Genomic DNA, 18,422 nt, shown 5'->3' with positions numbered 1-18,422 from the left:
AAGCGGGCTCGGCGCCCGGCAGCGACGGCGTGCGGCCCTTGCCGAACGGCCATCGGCTGGCCGGCTTCGAGCTCGACTCGGTGCTGGGCACGGGCGGCTTCGGCATCGTCTATCGCGCGTTCGATCGCACCTTGCAGCGCGCGGTCGCGGTCAAGGAGTACATGCCCGCGATGCTCGCGTCGCGCGCGGGCGACTTCACGGTCGCGCTGCGCGCCGCGCGCTTCTCGCAGGCCTTCGATGCAGGGCGCGCCGCGTTCCTGAACGAAGCGCGCCTGCTCGCGCAATTCGATCACCCGGGCCTCGTGAAGGTGCTGCACTTCTGGGAAAGCCACGGCACCGCTTACATGGTGATGCCGTACTACGAGGGCCAGACGCTCGAACAGTTGCATCAGCGCGGCCAGCGCATGAGCGAGCCCGCGCTGCTGCGCATGCTGGCGGCGGTGCTGGGTGCGCTCGACGTGCTGCATCGCGCGCAGTGCTTTCATCGAGACATCTCGCTCGACAACATTCTCATCCTGCCCAACGGCAACCCGGTGCTGCTCGACTTCGGCGCGGCGCGCAAGCTGATCGGCGACATGGTCGACGAGACCGCGATGATGCTCAAGCCAGGCTACGCGCCGATCGAGCAATACACCGACGACCCCGCGTTCCGGCAGGGGCCCTGGACCGATATCTATGCGCTGGGCGCGCTCGCGCATGTGCTGATGACGGGGGAGCTGCCGCCGGCGGCGGTGGTGCGCAGCATTCAGGACCAGTATCGGCCGCTGGCGGGGCGCGCGGCGGCCAACGAAGGCGAACACGAACAGGAGCACTACAGCGAACGCGTGCGGGCCGCCATCGACCATGCGCTCGCGCTGCGGATCGAAGACCGGCCCGAGTCGGTGGCGGCGTTTGCCCAGTCGCTTGGCCTGCACGAGCCTACGCCGGGAGTGTTCGTGCCTGCCGGGTATGAAGCGATGCAGCGCGCGGCGACGCCCGATCTGCCGGCGCCCGCCGCCGAAAAGCCCGCGCAAACCGTGGCGAATGCGCAGCCAGAGGCGAGGGTGGTAGAGCAACGCGATGACGTGGAGGCACCGGTGGCGGCACCGGTGCCGGAGGCAAGCCCGCGCGTAGTCGAACCGGACAAGCCACGGCCGCCATCCGCCGATAACGCTACTGCTTCGGCTGCCGCGCAACCAGACGATTCGGCATCCGAATCGTTAGCGCCGCGTTTTGCATGGCGGTCGATGCGCATCCCCGCGCTTGTCTTGCTGCTCGTTTTGGCGGTGGGCATTCTGGCGCTGCGCTATGCGATTCACACGCCGCAAGACTCGACGCAGACGGCAGCGACCTCCAGCGCGCCTGCGGTTCCAGTTGCACCGGCGAGCCACCCGGCTACCCTCGCGCGGGCGGCCCCCGCCGCCAACCCGCCCGCGCAGGCGCAACCCGGCGCGGCAGTTTCCGCAGCGGCCGCAGCGGCCACGCCAGCTTCCGTCATGCCGCCCGCCGCGCCGGCCCTGACTACGGACACCACGGTGGTGGAGGTTCACGCCGGCAAGGACAAGCCCGCCAATGCCACGGATAACACCGTCGACAACGCCACCAGTCAATCCGCCGCCGCATCCTCGCAAACGGCTCAAGCCGCGGACTCCACGCAGGCCGCGCCTTCGGAGCCGCAGGTCGCCCAGGTGCCGTCGCGGCCAGCCATTGCGCCCACCGTGCGCACACCTGCGCCGATGCGCCCCGTGCGCGTGCACTTCCAGGTCCTGCCGTGGGGCGAGGTCTATGTCGATGGGGTGAGGCGCGGCGTGAGCCCGCCGTTCCATACAGCAAGCCTTTCGCCGGGCACGCATCGCATCGAGATCCGCAACGGCTCGCTCGCGCCCTACGTGCGGACCGTGACGCTCGACGCGGGCAGCCCGCCGCTCGAAATCAGCTACAAGTTCGAGTAATGCGTCAAGGAGACCGAACGATGATCGACACCCTGCTCGCACCGATCAGCGCCGACGCGCCGTGCGGACCGGACCTCGAATACGACGCGGACTTTCTGGAGCTGCAGCGTTGCGCCACGGCGAAGCCCGAAGAGCAGTACGGCGACGTGGTCATCGCTGCGCAGTCGCCTGCGTGGCGCGAGGTGGAGCGCCTCGCGCTCGCGCTGCTGGCGCGCACGAAGGACTTGCGCATCGTCGTGCCGCTCACCTGGGCGTGGATCGACAGCCGCGGCCTGCAAGGCTATGCGGATGGATTGCGGCTTGCGTCGGCGCTGCTCGACGCGTACTGGGAGCCGCTGCATCCGGCGCTGCGTTTCGACGACGAGGCCGATCCGCTGCCGCGCTTCAATGCGCTGGCGGAACTGGCCGGCCCACAGGGCTGCGTGCGCGCGGCGCGCGAGCAGTCGCTCATCGGGACGCTGAGCGTGAGCGCGGCGGCAGAACTGTTGCAGCAAGGCGAAGGTGTGATGTCCAGCGAAAGCGGCAGCGATGCCGGCAACGGCGTGGGTAGCTACGCCGGTGGACGCGCCCGCCTTCTGCGCGAATTGCGCGAGGCGCACGCTGCGGACAGCCCCGCGCTGCTGGCCGCGCTCGCGGTGCGGGAGCAACTGGAGGGCTTGCGGCGCAGGACGAGCGAGAGGCTCGGCGAGGCGTGGGCGATCGACAGGAGCGCATTCGAACGGCAGCTAGCCGCGCTGGCTGCCGAGCTGCCTCAGGCCATGGCGGAAGCCGCGGGGCAAGGCACGCCCGTAAACGTGGGGCAAAACGCGGAGCAAAACGCAGAGCAAAGCGTACTACCGCAGCAGCGCGCAGCGGGACCACCCGCCGCGAATGGCACGAATGGCACGAATGGCACGAATGGCACGAATGGCACGGCATGGCGCGACGCCGAGATTTCGAGCCGCGCCGACATCGATTTCGGCCTCGAAAAAATGTGCCGCTACCTCGAGTTGCACGAGCCGAGCCACCCGGCGCCCATTTTTCTGCGCCGGGCGCAGCGCCTGCTCTCGCTGAACTTCTACGAGATCTTTCGCGACATTGCGCCGGAAAGCGTGCGGGAGCTCGACCACCTGAGCGGGAACCGCAATGAATCGCCGCAGTGAAGCGCCCGGTTCAATCGTATTGCTGGATTGTGGATTAAAGCGCACGGATTGCGCGGGAGTTGACTCACATGTCTCGTAACAAGTCATTGGACGGCGGCCAGAAGTTCATCGCGCGCAATCGCGCGCCGCGCGTGCAGATCGAATACGACGTCGAGCTTTACGGCGCGGAGCAGAAGGTGCAGTTGCCCTTCGTGATGGGCGTGCTGGCCGACCTCGCGGGCAACCGCAGCGAGGCGCTGCCAGATCTCGCCGAGCGCCGCTTCATGGAGATCGACGTCGACAACTTCGACGACCGCATGAAGTCGATCGCGCCAGCGCTCGCGTTTCAGGTGCCCAACACGCTCACGGGCGACGGCACGATGAGCGTCGAGCTGGCGTTTCGCAGCATCGACGACTTCGCGCCCGCCGCGCTCGCGCGCAACGTAGAGCCGCTGCGACGCTTGCTGGAAGCGCGCACTCAGCTTGCGAACCTGCTCTCGTACATGGACGGCAAGCGCGGCGCGGAGGAGTTGATCGCGCGGGCGCTGGGCGACCCGGCGCTGCTCGCTGAGCTGTCCGAGCCCAAGGCGCTCGGCGCGCCGCCGGCACGCAACGCCAGCGAGGAGGACGACCATGAGCCGAAGTGAAACGCAAGGCGCACTGTGCAGCGCCGCCACCACGCTGCCGGCGGCTACGCTGAGCGGCGGGGAGTTCTCGGTGCTGCTGGAGCGCGAGATCAGTCCCAAGACCGAGCTCGCGCGCGTGGCCGTGCAAACCGCGGTGCAGACGCTCGCGCGCGAGGCGCTCGAACAGAGCCGCACGGTGACTCTATCGTCGGATGCCTACGAAGGCGTGCGGCAGATGATTGCCGCGATCGACGAGAAGCTGTCCACGCAGATCAACGCGATGCTCCATCACCCCGATTTCCAGCGCCTGGAGTCCGCGTGGCGCGGGCTGCACTATCTCGTGAACAACACCGAAACCGACGAGATGCTCAAGATTCGCGTGCTGCCCGCGAGCAAGCAGGAAGTCGCGCGCATGCTCAAGCGCCACAAGGGCATTGCCTGGGACCAGAGCCCGCTCTTCAAGAAGGTTTATGAAGAGGAGTATGGACAATTGGGCGGCGAGCCGTTCGGCTGCCTCGTGGGCGATTACTACTTCGACCACAGCCCGCCCGATGTCGAAATGCTGCAATCGATCTCGAAGATCGCGGCGGCGGCGCATGCGCCGTTCATCGGCGGGGTGTCGTCGTCGCTGATGCAGATGGACTCGTGGCAGGAGCTTTCGAACCCGCGCGATCTCACGAAGATTTTCCAGAACACCGAGTACGCCGCGTGGCGCAGCCTGCGCGAATCGGACGATTCGCGCTACGTCGGGCTCGCGATGCCGCGTTTTCTCGCGCGCCTGCCCTATGGCGCGCGCACCGATCCCGTCGACGAATTCGAGTTCGAAGAAGAAACCGATGGCGCGCGCCACGACCATTACACATGGGCCAACGCGGCCTATGCGATGGCGGCCAACATCAACCGCTCGTTCAAGCTCTATGGCTGGTGCTCGGCAATACGCGGCGTGGAGTCGGGCGGGGCCGTGGAGAACCTGCCGTGTCACACGTTCCCCACCGACGATGGCGGCGTCGACCTGAAGTGCCCGACCGAGATCGCGATCAGCGACCGCCGCGAGGCGGAGCTCGCGAAGAACGGGCTGATTCCGCTCATTCATCGCAAGAACTCCGACGTGGCCGCTTTCATCGGTGTGCAGTCGCTGTATCAAAGTGCCGAGTATCACGACCCCGACGCCACCGCGAACGCGCGGCTTTCGGGCCGGCTGCCGTATCTGTTCGCGTGCAGCCGCTTCGCGCACTACCTCAAGTGCATCGTGCGCGACAAGGTGGGCTCGTTCCGCGAGCGCCCTGACATGGAGCGCTGGCTCAACGACTGGATCATGAACTATGTGGACGGCGACCCGGCGAACTCTTCGCAGGACACCAAGGCGCGCAAGCCGCTGGCCGAGGCGCGCGTGGTGGTGGACGCCGTGGCTGACAACCCCGGCTATTACTCCGCGCGGTTTTTCCTGCGGCCGCATTATCAGTTGGAGGGCTTGACGGTGTCGCTGCGGCTGGTGTCCCGATTGCCGGCCTTGCAGGTATCGGGCAGTTGATGAGGATGGTTGATCAATCCGCGAGAGCAAACAGGAGAAACACAATGGGCGTGGCGATGTTCATGAAGGTGGATGGCGCAACGGGCGAATCCGCCGACAAGCAGCATGGCGGCTGGAGTGACATCCAGTCGTTTTCCTGGGGCGCGACGCAACCGGCGGCCATGGCCACGGGCGGGGGCGGCAATGCGGGCAAGGCGAACTTCGACGACCTCGTGGTGATGGCCTTCATGGACAAGGCCACGCCCGCCATCATCAAGCATTGCGCGAGCGGCAAGCATTTATCGAAGGTGGAGATATCGTCGTGCAAGACCGGCGGCGAGCAGATCGAGTTCTCGCGCGTCACGCTGGAGGAGGTGATCGTGACCACGGCGCGCGTGGTGGGCGCGGAAACGAACGACGCCACCGACCGGCTGATGATGCAATACGGCTTTCAGGCCGCGCGCGTGAAAAAGCAGTACTGGGAGCAGAACGCGAACGGCGGCAAGGGGCCCGAAGTGACGATGGGCTGGGACATCAAGAAGAACACGGAAATGTGAGGCCCGCATGGCGAGTGATTCCGCTTATCGGGACTTCGTGCGCGAAGCCCGCGCGGGCCATGCGGTCGAACCCCGGCGCACGGCGCGGCCCATGCTGTTCGACCGCTTGCGCGACGACGGCCACGGCACAGGCGCGCTGCTCGAAGCGGTGCTGCGCGACCTGTCGTGGCTTTTGAACACGGCCTGCGCCCTCGACGAGCACGATGCGCGCCGTTACGCCGAAGCGGGCCGCTCGGTGCTCAACTTCGGCGTGCCGGCATTCGCGGGCACGCCGCTTTCGGGCATCGATACGCAGTACCTGGAAAATGCGCTGCGTGAGGCCATCGTGTGCTTCGAGCCGCGCCTGCAAAGCGAGAGCGTCGAGGTGCGGTGTGTGAGCGACCCACGGCGCGCGAGCCGGCACAACGTGCTGACCTTCGAGATCGCGGGGCGGCTCGCGTGCGTGGAGCCGCCGATTGCGATGCTGCTGCAAACCGAGCTGGATCTGGATTCGGGCTTCGCGCTGCTGCGCCCGCTGAACCGGTCCGGCGATGCAGACTCCACCAGCGGCCGCGCGCGGCGCTGAACCAACGTCACGCTATGGACGCACGCTTTCTTGACTACTACAACCGCGAGCTGGCTTATATGCGCGAACTGGGAGCGGAGTTCGCGCGCCAGTATCCGAAGGTTGCGGGCGGACTCGGCATGCACGGCATCGACGTCGCGGACCCGTTCGTCGAGCGCCTGCTCGAGGGCTTCTGCTTTCTCACCGCGCGCGTGCAGTTGAAGATGGACGCCGAGTTTCCGCGCTTTTCCGAGCGGCTGCTCGATGTCGTGTATCCCGATCATCTCGCGCCCACGCCCGCGATGGCGATCGTCCAGTTCGAGGCCGATCCGGCCCAGGGCACGCTGGGCCAGGGCTTCACCGTGCCGGCGGGGACCAGCCTCATGGCGGCCGCGCCGCGCGGCATGGGTACGGCCTGCGAGTTTCGCACCGCGCAGCCAGTCACGCTGTGGCCGCTCGTGCTGCGCGCCGTCGATCTGATGCCGGTGCCGGCGGGCGCTGGCGAGGGCAGGGGCGCGAGACGCGCCTTGCGCGTCGTGCTGGGCGCGCAAGGCGGGGCGAGTCTGAATCGCTTGCCCGTCGACCAGCTGACGTTTTTCCTTGGCGGACCCGAGCGGCAGGCCATGCGGCTGCTCGAACTCGTGTGCGCGCGCACGCTCGGCGTCGTGCTGCGCGATGGCGCCAATCCTGCTGAATCCGCTGAATCCGATCGTGGCGCGGAAAGCCGTCGGCTCGCCTCGCTCGGGCCAGAGGCCGTTGTTCACGAAGGCTTCGACGCGGACCAGGCGCTCTTTCCACCCGGCTCGCGCGGCTTCGAGGGCTACCGGATCCTGCGCGAGCACTTCGCGTTTGGCGCGCGCAATCTATTTTTCAGCGTGCGCGGCCTGCGCCAGGCGTTCGAGGCCTCGCGTGGCGAGTGCATCGAGATGCTCTTGCTCATCGACGGCGACGACGCCGATCTCGAACGCAGCATCGACGCCACCCATCTCGCCCTCAACTGCACGCCGGCGATCAATCTGTTTCCGAAGCGCACGGAGCGCATACCTGTGACGCCCGGCGCGAGCGAATACCGGCTGATGGTCGACCGCACGCGCGCGCTCGACTACGAAATTTTCTCGGTGAAGCGCGTGATCGGTCATCGTGCCGGCGAGGGCAGCAATGGAAACGCCCAGGGAGAGACTGCGTTTCTTCCGCTCTACATGGCGAATGCCAGCGATGCCGAGGAATCTGGGGCGTACTTTTCCGTGCGGCGCGAAACGCGGCTTGTGGGTACTCAGGCGCGGCGCGGCGGCATGCGTTCGAACTATGCGGGCACGGACGTTTACGTGTCGCTCGTCGACCGCAGGCACGCGCCGTTCGACGAGCGCATCGAACTGCTTTCCGCCGACACGCTGTGTACGAACCGCGACTTGCCGCTGCACCTCGCGGCCGCGGGCGTGACCGATCTCACGCTGAAAATATCCGCACCGGTGAGCCGCGTGCACATCGTGCGCGGCCCTTCGACGCCGCGCCCGCCGCTCGCGCAAGATGAGGCCAACTGGCGGCTGATCGCGCATCTGGGGCTCAACTACCAGCCGCTCGCCGATATCGACGACGAGGCCGGCGCACAGCGGCTGCGCGAGCAACTGGAGATCTACGCGGACCCGGCGGATGCGCCGCTCGCGCGCCGCATCCGCGGCATCCGGCGGCTCGCGTGCGAACCGGTATTCAGGCGCTTGCCGGTGGCCGGGCCGCTCGTCTATGGGCGCGGCGTGCGCGTGGAGATGACGGTGGACGACCACGCCTTCGCAGGCGACAGTCCTTACGCGCTTGGCGCGGCGCTGGAGCAATTCTTCGCGCGGCATGCGTCGATTAACGCGTTCGTCGAGTTCGCGCTGTATTCGGCGCAGCGCGGGGAAATCGCCGAATGGCCCGCGCGCGTGGGACGCAGGCCTGCGATATGAACGATCGATCAGGATATCAAAATATGGGCCGCGAGAATGACCGCGCCCGCTACCTGGCGTTCTGGCGCCGGCTGCGCGCCGCGCCGGCGGAGCACGACCTGTTTCACCTGCTGCGCTGGATCGATGCGCTCGCGAGCGCGCCCGCGCGGCTCGGCGCGGCGCAACACCCCGGCGCGGAGCCGGTGCGGCTCGGGCAGATTCCTTCGCTTGCCTTCGCGCCTTCGATGGTGTCCGGCATTGCCGATGCGCCAGGCGAGACGGCGCCGCCGCGCGTGCTCGTCCAGGGCTTCGGGCTGTTCGGTCCCAATGGCGCGCTGCCGCAGCACGTGACCGAGTACGCATTCGAGCGTGCGCACAGCGTGGGCGATGCATCGATGAGCGCATTCGCCGACGTCTTTCATCATCGCCTGCTCGTGCTGTTCTATCGCGCCTGGGCCGATGCGCAGCCGGTCGTCGGTCTGGACTGGCCCGGTGCCTCGCGCTTCGACGGCTATGTCGCGAGCCTGATCGGCGCGCGTGCCACGGAGCCCGCGTTGCCAGCGCGCGAAGCGCCTGGCCGTCATGCGAAGTACTTCCACGCGGGCCACTGGGTGCGCCAGACGCGCAATCCCGAGGGGCTCGCGCAGATGCTGCACCACGACTTCGGCGTGCCGGTGCGCATTGTCGAGCATGTCGTTCGCTGGGTCGCGCTCGACGCACGGCAACGTAGCGCGATCGGTGCGCGAGGCACGCCGGGCGCATCCGGTACGCCAGGCGCAACCGGTACGCCAGGCGCAACCGGCATGCGCGGCGTGGCGCAGGGCGGGCGGCGGGGGCGCGGCGCGCGCGCGGCGCTCGGCGAAGGTGCGGTGCTCGGGCGCGCAGTGCGCGACGCGCAAGGCAGCTTTCGCATCGTGCTCGGGCCGCTGCCGCTCGCGCGCTACCAGTCGTTCCTGCCCGGCGGTGCGGATGCCGCGAGACTCGTGCATTGGGTGCGCGAGTACGTGGGCGCCGAGTTCGACTGGGACCTGCAACTCGAACTGGCCGCGCCCGAGGTGCCGCGCGCAGCGCCCGGCGGAGCGGGGCGGCTCGGCTTCTCGACCTGGCTCGGACAGCGGCTGAGCGAGGAACCCGCGCGCGAGCTCGTGATCGATCTGGCCGCGCGCGCTGTGGATGCTGCGCGCACTGACACCCGTGAGCCGCCCGTCTTCGCGCGCGCGCAAGGAGGCTGACGCGTGGCGCGCATCTTTACGCTCGACAGCCCGCTCGGCGACGAGCTCAAGTTCTATCGCCTGAGTGGCCAGGAGGAACTCGGGCATCCGTTCGAATGGCGCATCGAGGCTCTGGCCGCGAGCCATAGCGTGTCGCTGCGCGATCTGCTCGGCAAGCCGGTGACGGTGCGCGTCGAGTTGGCGGAGGGCGGGCAACGCTATCTGAACGGCATCGTCGCGCGCGCCACGCTGATCGGGCGGCACGCCGAGCGCTACTACGCATACGAACTGATCGTGCGGCCCTGGCTGTGGCTCGCGAGCCGCAGCGCCGACTGCCGCATCTTCCAGGAAAAGAGTGTGCCGCAGATCGTGCAGCAGGTGCTCGCACCCTATGGCTATCCCATCGAAAGCCTGCTCACCGAGACCTACGCGCCGCGCGAGTACTGCGTCCAGTACAACGAGACCGACCTCGACTTCGTGTCGCGGCTGATGGAGACGGAGGGCATCTACTATTTCTTCCGGCACGAGGCCGGCACGCATACGCTGGTGCTCTGCGATGCAACGGCCTCACATGGCGACCTGCCCGGCTTCGCGACGATTCCGTTCATCGCCAGCGACCGTGCCGCGATTGCCGACGAAGAGCATATCGACCGCTGGCAGCCCGTGCAGGAAGTGAGCGCGGGACGCCGCGAGGCGAGCGACTACGACTACACGAAGCCGCTTGCCGATCTGGGCGTGCAGCGCGCTCAACCGCGCGGCCACGATCACGACCACTATGCCGTATTCGAGTGGCCGGGCGGCTACCGCGACGATGCGCACGGCGAGCATCGCAACCGCGTGCGGCTGGAGGAACTGCAGGGCGTCTACGACCGCGCGCAGGCGCATACCGACGTGCGCGCATGTGCGCCGGGCTATCTGTTCGAGCTTGCACGCTGCCCGCGCGCGGATCAGAACCGCAAGTATCTGATCGTCCGTTGCGCCTGGCGCTTTCAGGAGAACCCCTACGCGAGCCATACGGGCAACGAGCCCGTTCTGCACGAGACGGATTTGCTCGCGCAGCCCGACAGCCTGCCATACCGCTCGCCGTGCGCCACGCCGCGGCCTCACACGAACGGGCCGCAAACGGCGGTCGTGGTCGGGCCGCCCGGCGAGGAAATCTGGACCGACCAGTACGGCCGCGTGAAGCTGCAATTCCACTGGGACCGCTACGGGAAGAATGATCAGGATTCCTCATGCTGGGTGCGCGTGTCGAGCCCATGGGCCGGCGGCGGCTTTGGCGGTGTGCAGATTCCGCGTGTGGGCGACGAGGTGATCGTCGATTTTCTGAACGGCGACCCCGATTATCCAATCGTGACCGGGCGCTGCTACAACGCCGCGCGCATGCCGCCCTGGGGCCTGCCGATGAGCGCGACGCAAAGCGGGTTGCTCTCGCGTTCTACGCCGGGCGGCACAATCGAGCATGCGAACGCGCTGCGCTTCGAGGATCGCAAGGGCTCGGAGCAACTGTGGATGCACGCGGAGCGCAATCTCGACATGGAGGCGGAGGTCGATCATTCCGTTTCGGTGGGCCGCGACCGCACCCGCAGTGTGGGGCGCGACGAGACGGTGCAGGTGAGCAACAACCGCAACAAGCAGATCGGCAACAACGAGACCGTGGGCGTCAAGCAGCACCGCACGGCGCAGATCGGCGGCAACGAAACCACGAGCGTGGGCGGCGACCATAGCGTGACCGTGACGGGCAACAGCACGCATGCCGTCACCAATGGCAATCACAGCTTCACCGTGGCCACCGGCACTCACACCGTAGTGGTGCAGCAGACCAGCGCGCATACGGTGGCGGCAGGCTCGCGCATTGTGAATGTGAATACCGGCGACTACAGCGCGACCGCCGCAAAGGCGGTGCGACTGCATGCGATAGGCGAGGGCATGCACATTACCGGCGACACCGGCGGCGTCGCGATCAAGGGCAGCGATTCGGGCGTGGACGTGAACGGACTCGAAAACGGTGTCGGCATCACGGGCGATGGCGCGGGCCGGGGAGTGAACATCACCGGGACCGGCAAGGGCGTCATCATCACCGGCGCGCCTTTCACGGCAGTCTATGGCATCACCAACGTGGATGTCTCGGCGCCGACGATCAACGTGGGCGACGCGGACGTCAAGCAGGTCAATATCAACGCGAAGACGATCGTGATCTCGACGGACGGCGCGAGCATCACGCTCGACTCGTCCGGCATCACGATTCAGGGGACCATCGCGCACATCAACTAGTTGCGGTTCGCCTCGTAGATGCAACTAACTGTCAAGCGCCGCCGCCGACTGCAACGCGATAAGGGTGGTGCTGCACTAGCTGCATCGCTCCGCGAAGGCAGGCAAGCAGAGAAACGGAGAGGATCTCATGGATATTCAAGAAAATTACGCAGATCACGCCGAAGACGCGGCGGCAACGGAAGCCGTGCAAATCGACCCGGACACCATCGACACCGCCACGCGCTCGAAGCTGCGCGCCTTGTTCGAAGCGGGCATGGCGCCCGCTCCGGCAGCGCCCGCGCGAGCGCCTGCCGCGCAGGGCTTGCTCGTCGGCGAGGTGATCGATACGCATCACCCGGATTGTCCGGGCCGGGTGCGCGTGCGCTGGTTCGATGCGCACGGCGAGATGGTGGAGTGCTGGCTTGCCTGCCTGCGTGGACAACGGCCGCGCAGGGGCGATCGTGTACTGGTGGAGCAGCCGGTGAACTGGGCCGAGCCGCTCGTGACGGGTGTTTTCGCACCGGGCGCGGCGGAGCCCGTCACGCCGGCTTTGGAGGAGGACCAGGACACGCACGCGAGCCACGCCATCCAACTCGCGCCCGACCAATGCGTGCAGATCGACGATGTCCAGGGCAAGCCGCTCGTTCGGATTCTCGCTTCGGGCGCGGGGCCGGTGGTGCGGCTCATGAGCCCGGACATCAACCTGGAGGCCGCGGGCAAACTCAGCCTGCGCGCGCAGACGCTGGAACTGGAAGCCGGGCGCGGCGGCGTCGACATCCGCACCGAGTCCGATACGGTCGTGCGAAGCCGCTTTATCCGGCTGAACTGACGCGCGAGCACGCCAGCAATGCAGCGCGAATTTGCCGCCACGGACGCCGCGCTCGGGGACTTCATCGAGCAGCCCGACTATCCGACGCTCGTGCTCGGCGCAACCGATCTCGACATCGTGCTCGCGTTCAAGATGCTTCAGGAGCGCGACCGGCGCGACGCGCAGCGCATCTATCTGCTGTTTCCGTTCGCATGCGATGCGCCAGGCCGCTATTTGCAGCAGTGCATGGATTCGCTTGCCGCGCAGATCGCCGCAGAGAACGACGCGCGCGTGAAAGCGGGCGAGCCGCCTTGGGGCGCACTCCCGCTGCTTTGCACCGACCCGGGCCAGCCCCACGCGAGCCGCCTCAAGGCGGCGGTGGAGCATGTGCGCGGGCTGGTGGAGGTGGGCGTCGATATCGTTTGGGCACTCATGCCGTCGACAGTTGCGGACGCAACCAGTTATCGGGAAGCAGTTTGGCCGCTGCTTGCGCTCGATGGCTTCGAAGCGTGGATGGAAGGGCATCGATTCTGCTTGCGCGAGGATCCTGCGCGGCGCTTTCTTCTGACGCCTGAGCAGGGCGAGAAGGCTCGTCATGTGCTTGCGCTCGACCTCGACTTCTCGCCGGAAAAAACCGCCGATACGCTGGTGGGCGCGCTCAACGATGCGGCCCGTCCGCTCGCGGAGCGGATGCAGGCGGCCATGCAACTGGCCGCGCTCGATCTCGCGCATGGCCGCCTCGACCAGGCGCTCGAGAAATATCGCTTGCTGCATGGCTGGCATCGCGAGCAGCGCAATCCGCTCGGGCAGGCGCTGGCGCTGGGGGGAATCGGCGATGTCGCGACACGCAGCGGCCAGCATGCCGATGCGAGCCGCTGGTATGCGCACGCACTCGACGCCGCGGCCGATAGCGGCAACCTGAGTGTCGCGCTGAATTTGCTCATGGCGTCCGGACAATCGCGGCTGAGCCTGAAACAGCCCGCGCACGCGGTCGAGTATTTCGAGCTCGCGAGCCGCACGGCGGACAAGCTGATGTTCCCGCATGCAGCCGTCGATGCGTTGGAGAAACTCGGCGTGGCGTTGCTGGGCGCGCGCAAGACCGTCGAGGCCGCGCGTGCGTGGACCGATGCGAAGGCGTTGTGCGAGCGTTTCGGCTGCGAGCATCAGCGCCATTCGGTGCTCGAGCGGCTGGCTGCGTTATACGCGCAGGCTGGGTTGAAGACGCAAGCCATGGCATACGAAATGGAAAAAGATCGGATTCCTGTGCATCGGGAGATGGAGCGGGAGGGACGGCGCTAGATGAGCACCCCGCCAGGCAATCCGAGCAATCCGACCAGAGCGGCCAGAGCGGCCAGTGCTGCAACCGAGGCCAGCGCACCGCCCGCGCCACCCGGCCCGCTGATCGCCCCGACCGGCAACACTTCGGTCGATGCACTCGCGAGTGCGGTCAATAGCGGTGCACAGCCGTTTCAGGATCTCGGTAATCCCCAGGCGAGCACGCTGGACCGCATATCGGATGTCGTAAACGGCGCGGTGGGCAGCCTTGGCGCGTTCGATCAGCTGCTCAATACCGGCATGGCGCTGATTCCGGGCGCGAATCTGATGCCGGGCATGCCTGCGGCGTTCATCGGCGTGCCTCATTTGGGCGTGCCGCATGCGCACGCGCATCCTCCGAGCAATGGCGTGCCGCTGCCTAGCGTCGGCGAGACCATCGGCAGCGGTTGCCTGAGCGTGCTGTATGGCGGCATGCCCGCCGCACGCGTGCTGGACGTGGGGATGGCGCCCACCTGCGGCGGCTTCGCACCGGTGTTCGAGATCAGCACCGGTTCGAGCAACACCTTCATTGGCGGCGCGCGCGCGGCACGCATGGCAATCGATCTCACGCGCCACTGCAATCCGCTCGGGATGAGCGGCAAGGGGCATGTTGCCGAGGAGGCGGGGAAGGCGAGCGGGTTCAGGCGCGCAATGAATATTGCCGGAACGGCGGCGCCCGTAGTGGCAGGCGGGGCGACGGCGGCGGACCAGGCAATCGGCGGCCGCACGGTGGACGCTGCGGTGACCGCGGCCCAGACGGCGGCGGATGCCATGGCGATGGCGTTGAGCAATCTGATGGGCAAGGACCCTGGCGTGGAGCCGGGAATGGGCACGCTGCTCCTCGGCGACGGGAGCGTGCTGATCGGCGGCTTTCCAATGCCCGACGCGCTGGCGATGCTGATGCTGGGATGGGGGCTGCGCAAGAAAACCAAGCCGAAGGACGAAGGCGAAGGGCCGAAGAGAACGCACGAAGAACCGTGCAAGGATGGTCACCCGGTCGATGTCGTCACGGGCGCGGCGGAAAACGAGTTCGTCGACTACAGCACGCGCGTCGCACCCACGTTCAAATGGGAGCGCTATTACTGCAGCGCCTGGAGCGATCAGGACGGCGCCCTCGGCTACGGCTTTCGTCACGTCTTCCAGCATGAGCTGCGCCTGCGGCGCACGCGTGCGGTGTACGTGGATAGTCTTTATCGGCAATATCCGATTCGCCGCGACGACATGGGGCGCTACGCGGGCGTGTTCGCTGGCTGCGAACTGGAGCAGCAGAGCGCGAACCGCTTCGTGATGCGGCATGGCGCATCGGGCGAATTCACGTTCGAACGCGCGGACGAATCGCAACGTTCGGCGCGGCTCGTGCGTCATGTCAACGAGGGAGTCGAGAGCACGCTTCGCTATGCGAGCGATGGGGCATTGCGTCAAATCGAGCTGGCAGCGCAGCGCGGCGGGCAACGCAGATTGATCGACTTCGTTTATGACGCGCACAACCATGTCACCGAGGTGAACATGATCGACGCCCAGGGCGCCGTGTCATGCATTGCCCGGTATCGCTACGATCGCTCCGGATGCCTCGTGGCATCCACCAATGCGCCTGGCGCAACGATGACGCACGACTACGACAGCGGGCGCCGGATGATCCGGGAAACGGACGCGAATGGTTATGCGTTTTCCTACCGCTACGACGATCGTGGGCGTTGCGTCGAGAGTGCGGGGCAGGATGGGTTGTGGCGCGTCCTGCTCGATTATCAGCCGGGCCGCACCATCGTCACGCGGGCCGACGGCGGGAAATGGACGTTCCTGTACAACGCGGCACAAACGGTGACGCGCATTCTGGATCCGTACGGGGGCGTAACCGAGCGTGTGCTGGGCGACGATGGGCGAGTCGCTTGCGAGGTCGATTCGGGCGGGCGCGTCATGAGCTGGCTCTATGACAGGCGAGGGGCCAACACGGGGCGTCTGGATCAGTGGGCGAACCGATGGCCGACGCGACAAGATGCGCCCGCGCTGCCCAATGCGAGAGCGCTTGAAGTACCGGTGACGCCGTTGGGGCAGCAGTGGGGGCAGGACAATCCCGAGGACATGCCGGACCGGATGCTGTTGCCGCCGGAAATCGAGGCGCTCGCGGTTGCCGTTGCCGCGCCGGCCCGCTCCCTTGGCATACCGAAAGATCAGCATGACGCAGTAGGTCGCGTGGTCGAGCGCACGGACGAGCTTGGGAACGCCGAACACCTCCACCGTGACGCTGCGGGCAATCTGGTGCGGCTGCGCGACAAGGATGGGCGCGACTACCACTACACCATTGCGTCGTGGAACTTGCGCGAGAGCGAGACGGACCCGATGGGCCATACCGTCCGATACCGGTATACGGCCAAAGCGGGGATTGCCGCCATCATCGACGCGAATGGCAATGAGAGCGCATACACCTACGACCTGAAAGGCAGGGTCGCCAGTGTAGCGAGACACGGTCGGCTGCGTGAGACGTATCAGTACGACGCCGGCGACCGGCTAATCGAGAAGCACGACGGGCAAGGCAATCTGCTGCTTCAATTCGAAGTCGGCGAGCAGGGCCTGCATAGCAAGCGAATGCTCGCGAGTGGCGAGACGCACTTTTACGAATACGACGCCCGTGGAAATTTCACGAAGGCATCGACCGACAAGTTCGATATCTTGATCGATTACGACGAAGACGGACGGCGCACCGCGGACAAGCGCGATGGATCAGGCGTCGATCATGAGTACTTCGAAGACAGGTTGGCTAGTACGACGTGGTTTGATCGCTTCGTGGTTCGCTACGACCTGGTTGCTCTCGGCGAAACGCTGATCCGCACGCCGGAGGGCGGCAGGCACCGGCTTCTGCGCTCGAACGACGGCCGGATCTATTTGAGTCTTGGAAACGGCTTGAACCTGTTGTGCAGCTTCGATGCTGCGGGCCGCTGCACGGGGCGGCTCGTATGGCGCGATGGTCCGGGCGCGGCGGCGCGCGGGGCGCGGGGCGTGCGCTATCAGTACAGCGCGGCGGGCGAACTGCAACGCGTGATCGATACCGAAGCGGGGACAACCGAGTATCAATACGACGCGGCTCATCGCCTGATTGGAGAGACGCGCGAAGGATGGCCAGTACGCCGCTATCAATATGACGCCGCAGGCAATTTGCTACTGGCTCCAGACGGCTCGTCGATGCGCCATGCCGAAGGCAACCGGCTTTCGGATACGTCGTCCGCGGTGTTTCACTATAACGAGCGCAATCACCTCGCGCACGAGATTGCAGCGGATGGCCGCCGCACCACCTGGCGCTATAACAGTCTGGACTTGCTGGTGCAGGTCGAATGGAGCGATCGACCGGAGCTGTGGACCGCCGAGTATGACGGCTTGAGCCGGCGCACCGCCACGAGAATGGGCGACGCGTGTACGCAATACTATTGGGACGGCGACCGGCCAGGCGCGGAAGTGGGACCGGACGGGCGGGTTCGCCTTTATCTATACGTGAACGAAACCGCGCTGCTGCCGTTCATGTTCATCGACTATGCCGGCCTGGACGCCGATCCGAAATCCGGCAGTGCCTATTTCGTGCTGTGCAATCAGGCGGGATTGCCGGAGCGGATCGTCGATTGCGATGGGCAAACGGCATGGCTTGCGGCGGATATCGATCCCTACGGGATGAGCCGGGTTGCGGCGGGAAATTCCATCGACTACGCGCTGCGATGGCCCGGACACTATTACGACCGGGACACGTCGCTGCACGACAACCGGTTCCGCTCCTATCATCCGGGGCTGGGACGGTACTTGCAGTCCGACCCGGCCGGGCAGTCGGGCGGAATCAATCTCTACGCGTATGTGGCGAATCCTCTGGTTCAGGTCGACGTGCTGGGGCTGCGTTGTGTCAACGCGGATCATCCGAACGATTGCGATGGAAAGGGACCTGATCATGAGTATGTGGGGCACCCGGGAGAGTATCCGGCGGACATCAAGCCGGTCGTGGACCCGAGATCGAACGAGCCCGTGGACGTGGAATGGCCGAAAATTCCGTGTTTCCATCCATTCGACAAAGATGCTTACAAAGGCTTGTCCGAAAGCGCCCAGCGCAAGTACCTGGAAAACTATGCGAAGCAATTAAGCGGCCAGGAGCGCGGAATCAACGGCATGACGGCGGATGAATTCAAGGCCGCGCGCGATGCATTCGAAGCAACATTCCAGGCGCAGAAGGCAGCCGGCAAAAAGAAGCCAAGCGGAAGAAATCCTAAAGGCAAAGCAGCGCAACGGGCCTACCGGAAGTTATACGAAGCTCCGATTCAGGCCAGCCTTCTTGAAGACATAATGAAGAAAAACCCGAGCCTCACCGAAGCACAAGCCTTGAAGCAAGCAAAGGCACGCACCAGAGAAATCATGGACACGCTTGCGGCGCTACATAATCCCGACATGGTCGCCGGAGGGTGGCACCACTACGAGCCGGTAGGCATGGGTGACTCTCCCGTGAACTCGTCGATTGGATCGGGCTGGAACAGCGACGGTCGCGCGGATGCCCTTGAACAGTGGGCGCAGACCGCAATTGATATCGGGAGGGGCGGCTATCTCATGAACATTAAACTGAAACTATGCCGTGGCCTGGGAAAAAAATGATAGGGTTGTAA

At 66.1% G+C, this 18,422-nt stretch carries 11 protein-coding genes and 2 pseudogenes; all 13 read left to right on the top strand.

What is annotated here, in order from left to right; translation table 11 throughout:
* Window positions 1-29: 29 nt before the first annotated feature.
* Window positions 30-1,223, top strand: a pseudogene (locus tag P5W99_RS26620) (protein kinase domain-containing protein); the annotation flags it as partial.
* 728 nt (window positions 1,224-1,951) lie between these two features.
* A complete protein-coding gene (gene tssA / locus P5W99_RS26615) occupies window positions 1,952-3,073 on the top strand; it encodes a type VI secretion system protein TssA (RefSeq protein WP_434665150.1) in 1,122 nt (373 codons plus the stop codon).
* Between the two features lie 68 nt (window positions 3,074-3,141).
* Entirely contained in the window at window positions 3,142-3,699 is a 558-nt protein-coding gene (tssB, locus tag P5W99_RS26610) for a type VI secretion system contractile sheath small subunit (protein ID WP_421027782.1), read from the top strand.
* Entirely contained in the window at window positions 3,686-5,209 is a 1,524-nt protein-coding gene (gene tssC / locus P5W99_RS26605; protein ID WP_421027781.1) for a type VI secretion system contractile sheath large subunit, read from the top strand. Before tssB ends, tssC begins: the two co-directional genes overlap by 14 nt.
* A 44-nt stretch (window positions 5,210-5,253) precedes the next feature.
* Complete coding sequence (locus P5W99_RS26600; RefSeq protein WP_421027780.1) at window positions 5,254-5,745, top strand: Hcp family type VI secretion system effector; 492 nt, start codon at window positions 5,254-5,256, stop codon at window positions 5,743-5,745.
* A gap of 7 nt (window positions 5,746-5,752) precedes the next feature.
* On the top strand, window positions 5,753-6,310 hold the full coding sequence (gene tssE / locus P5W99_RS26595; protein WP_421027779.1) for a type VI secretion system baseplate subunit TssE: 558 nt from the start codon (window positions 5,753-5,755) through the stop codon (window positions 6,308-6,310).
* Between the two features lie 14 nt (window positions 6,311-6,324).
* Window positions 6,325-8,232: a type VI secretion system baseplate subunit TssF gene (gene tssF, locus P5W99_RS26590; RefSeq protein ID WP_421027778.1), complete on the top strand. Its 1,908-nt coding sequence runs from the start codon at window positions 6,325-6,327 to the stop codon at window positions 8,230-8,232.
* A 23-nt stretch (window positions 8,233-8,255) separates the two neighbouring features.
* Complete coding sequence (gene tssG, locus P5W99_RS26585; protein ID WP_434665145.1) at window positions 8,256-9,443, top strand: type VI secretion system baseplate subunit TssG; 1,188 nt, start codon at window positions 8,256-8,258, stop codon at window positions 9,441-9,443.
* 3 nt (window positions 9,444-9,446) lie between these two features.
* Complete coding sequence (locus P5W99_RS26580; protein ID WP_434665142.1) at window positions 9,447-11,693, top strand: type VI secretion system Vgr family protein; 2,247 nt, start codon at window positions 9,447-9,449, stop codon at window positions 11,691-11,693.
* A gap of 127 nt (window positions 11,694-11,820) precedes the next feature.
* Window positions 11,821-12,501, top strand: a complete 681-nt coding sequence (locus tag P5W99_RS26575; RefSeq protein WP_421027775.1) for a hypothetical protein — start codon at window positions 11,821-11,823, stop codon at window positions 12,499-12,501.
* 18 nt (window positions 12,502-12,519) lie between these two features.
* Window positions 12,520-13,779: a hypothetical protein gene (locus P5W99_RS26570; RefSeq protein ID WP_434665139.1), complete on the top strand. Its 1,260-nt coding sequence runs from the start codon at window positions 12,520-12,522 to the stop codon at window positions 13,777-13,779.
* Window positions 13,780-14,289: pseudogene (locus P5W99_RS26565) on the top strand (PAAR domain-containing protein); the annotation flags it as partial. It abuts the gene before it with no gap.
* Between the two features lie 96 nt (window positions 14,290-14,385).
* Window positions 14,386-18,411: a polymorphic toxin type 15 domain-containing protein gene (locus P5W99_RS26560; protein WP_434665430.1), complete on the top strand. Its 4,026-nt coding sequence runs from the start codon at window positions 14,386-14,388 to the stop codon at window positions 18,409-18,411.
* Window positions 18,412-18,422 lie beyond the last annotated feature (11 nt).

It is taken from the genome of Paraburkholderia sp. A3BS-1L (assembly GCF_051125215.1).
GTDB lineage: Bacteria > Pseudomonadota > Gammaproteobacteria > Burkholderiales > Burkholderiaceae > Paraburkholderia.
The sequence above is the reverse complement of the archived record's forward strand: the minus strand, read 5'-3'. Positions and strand labels throughout refer to the sequence as shown.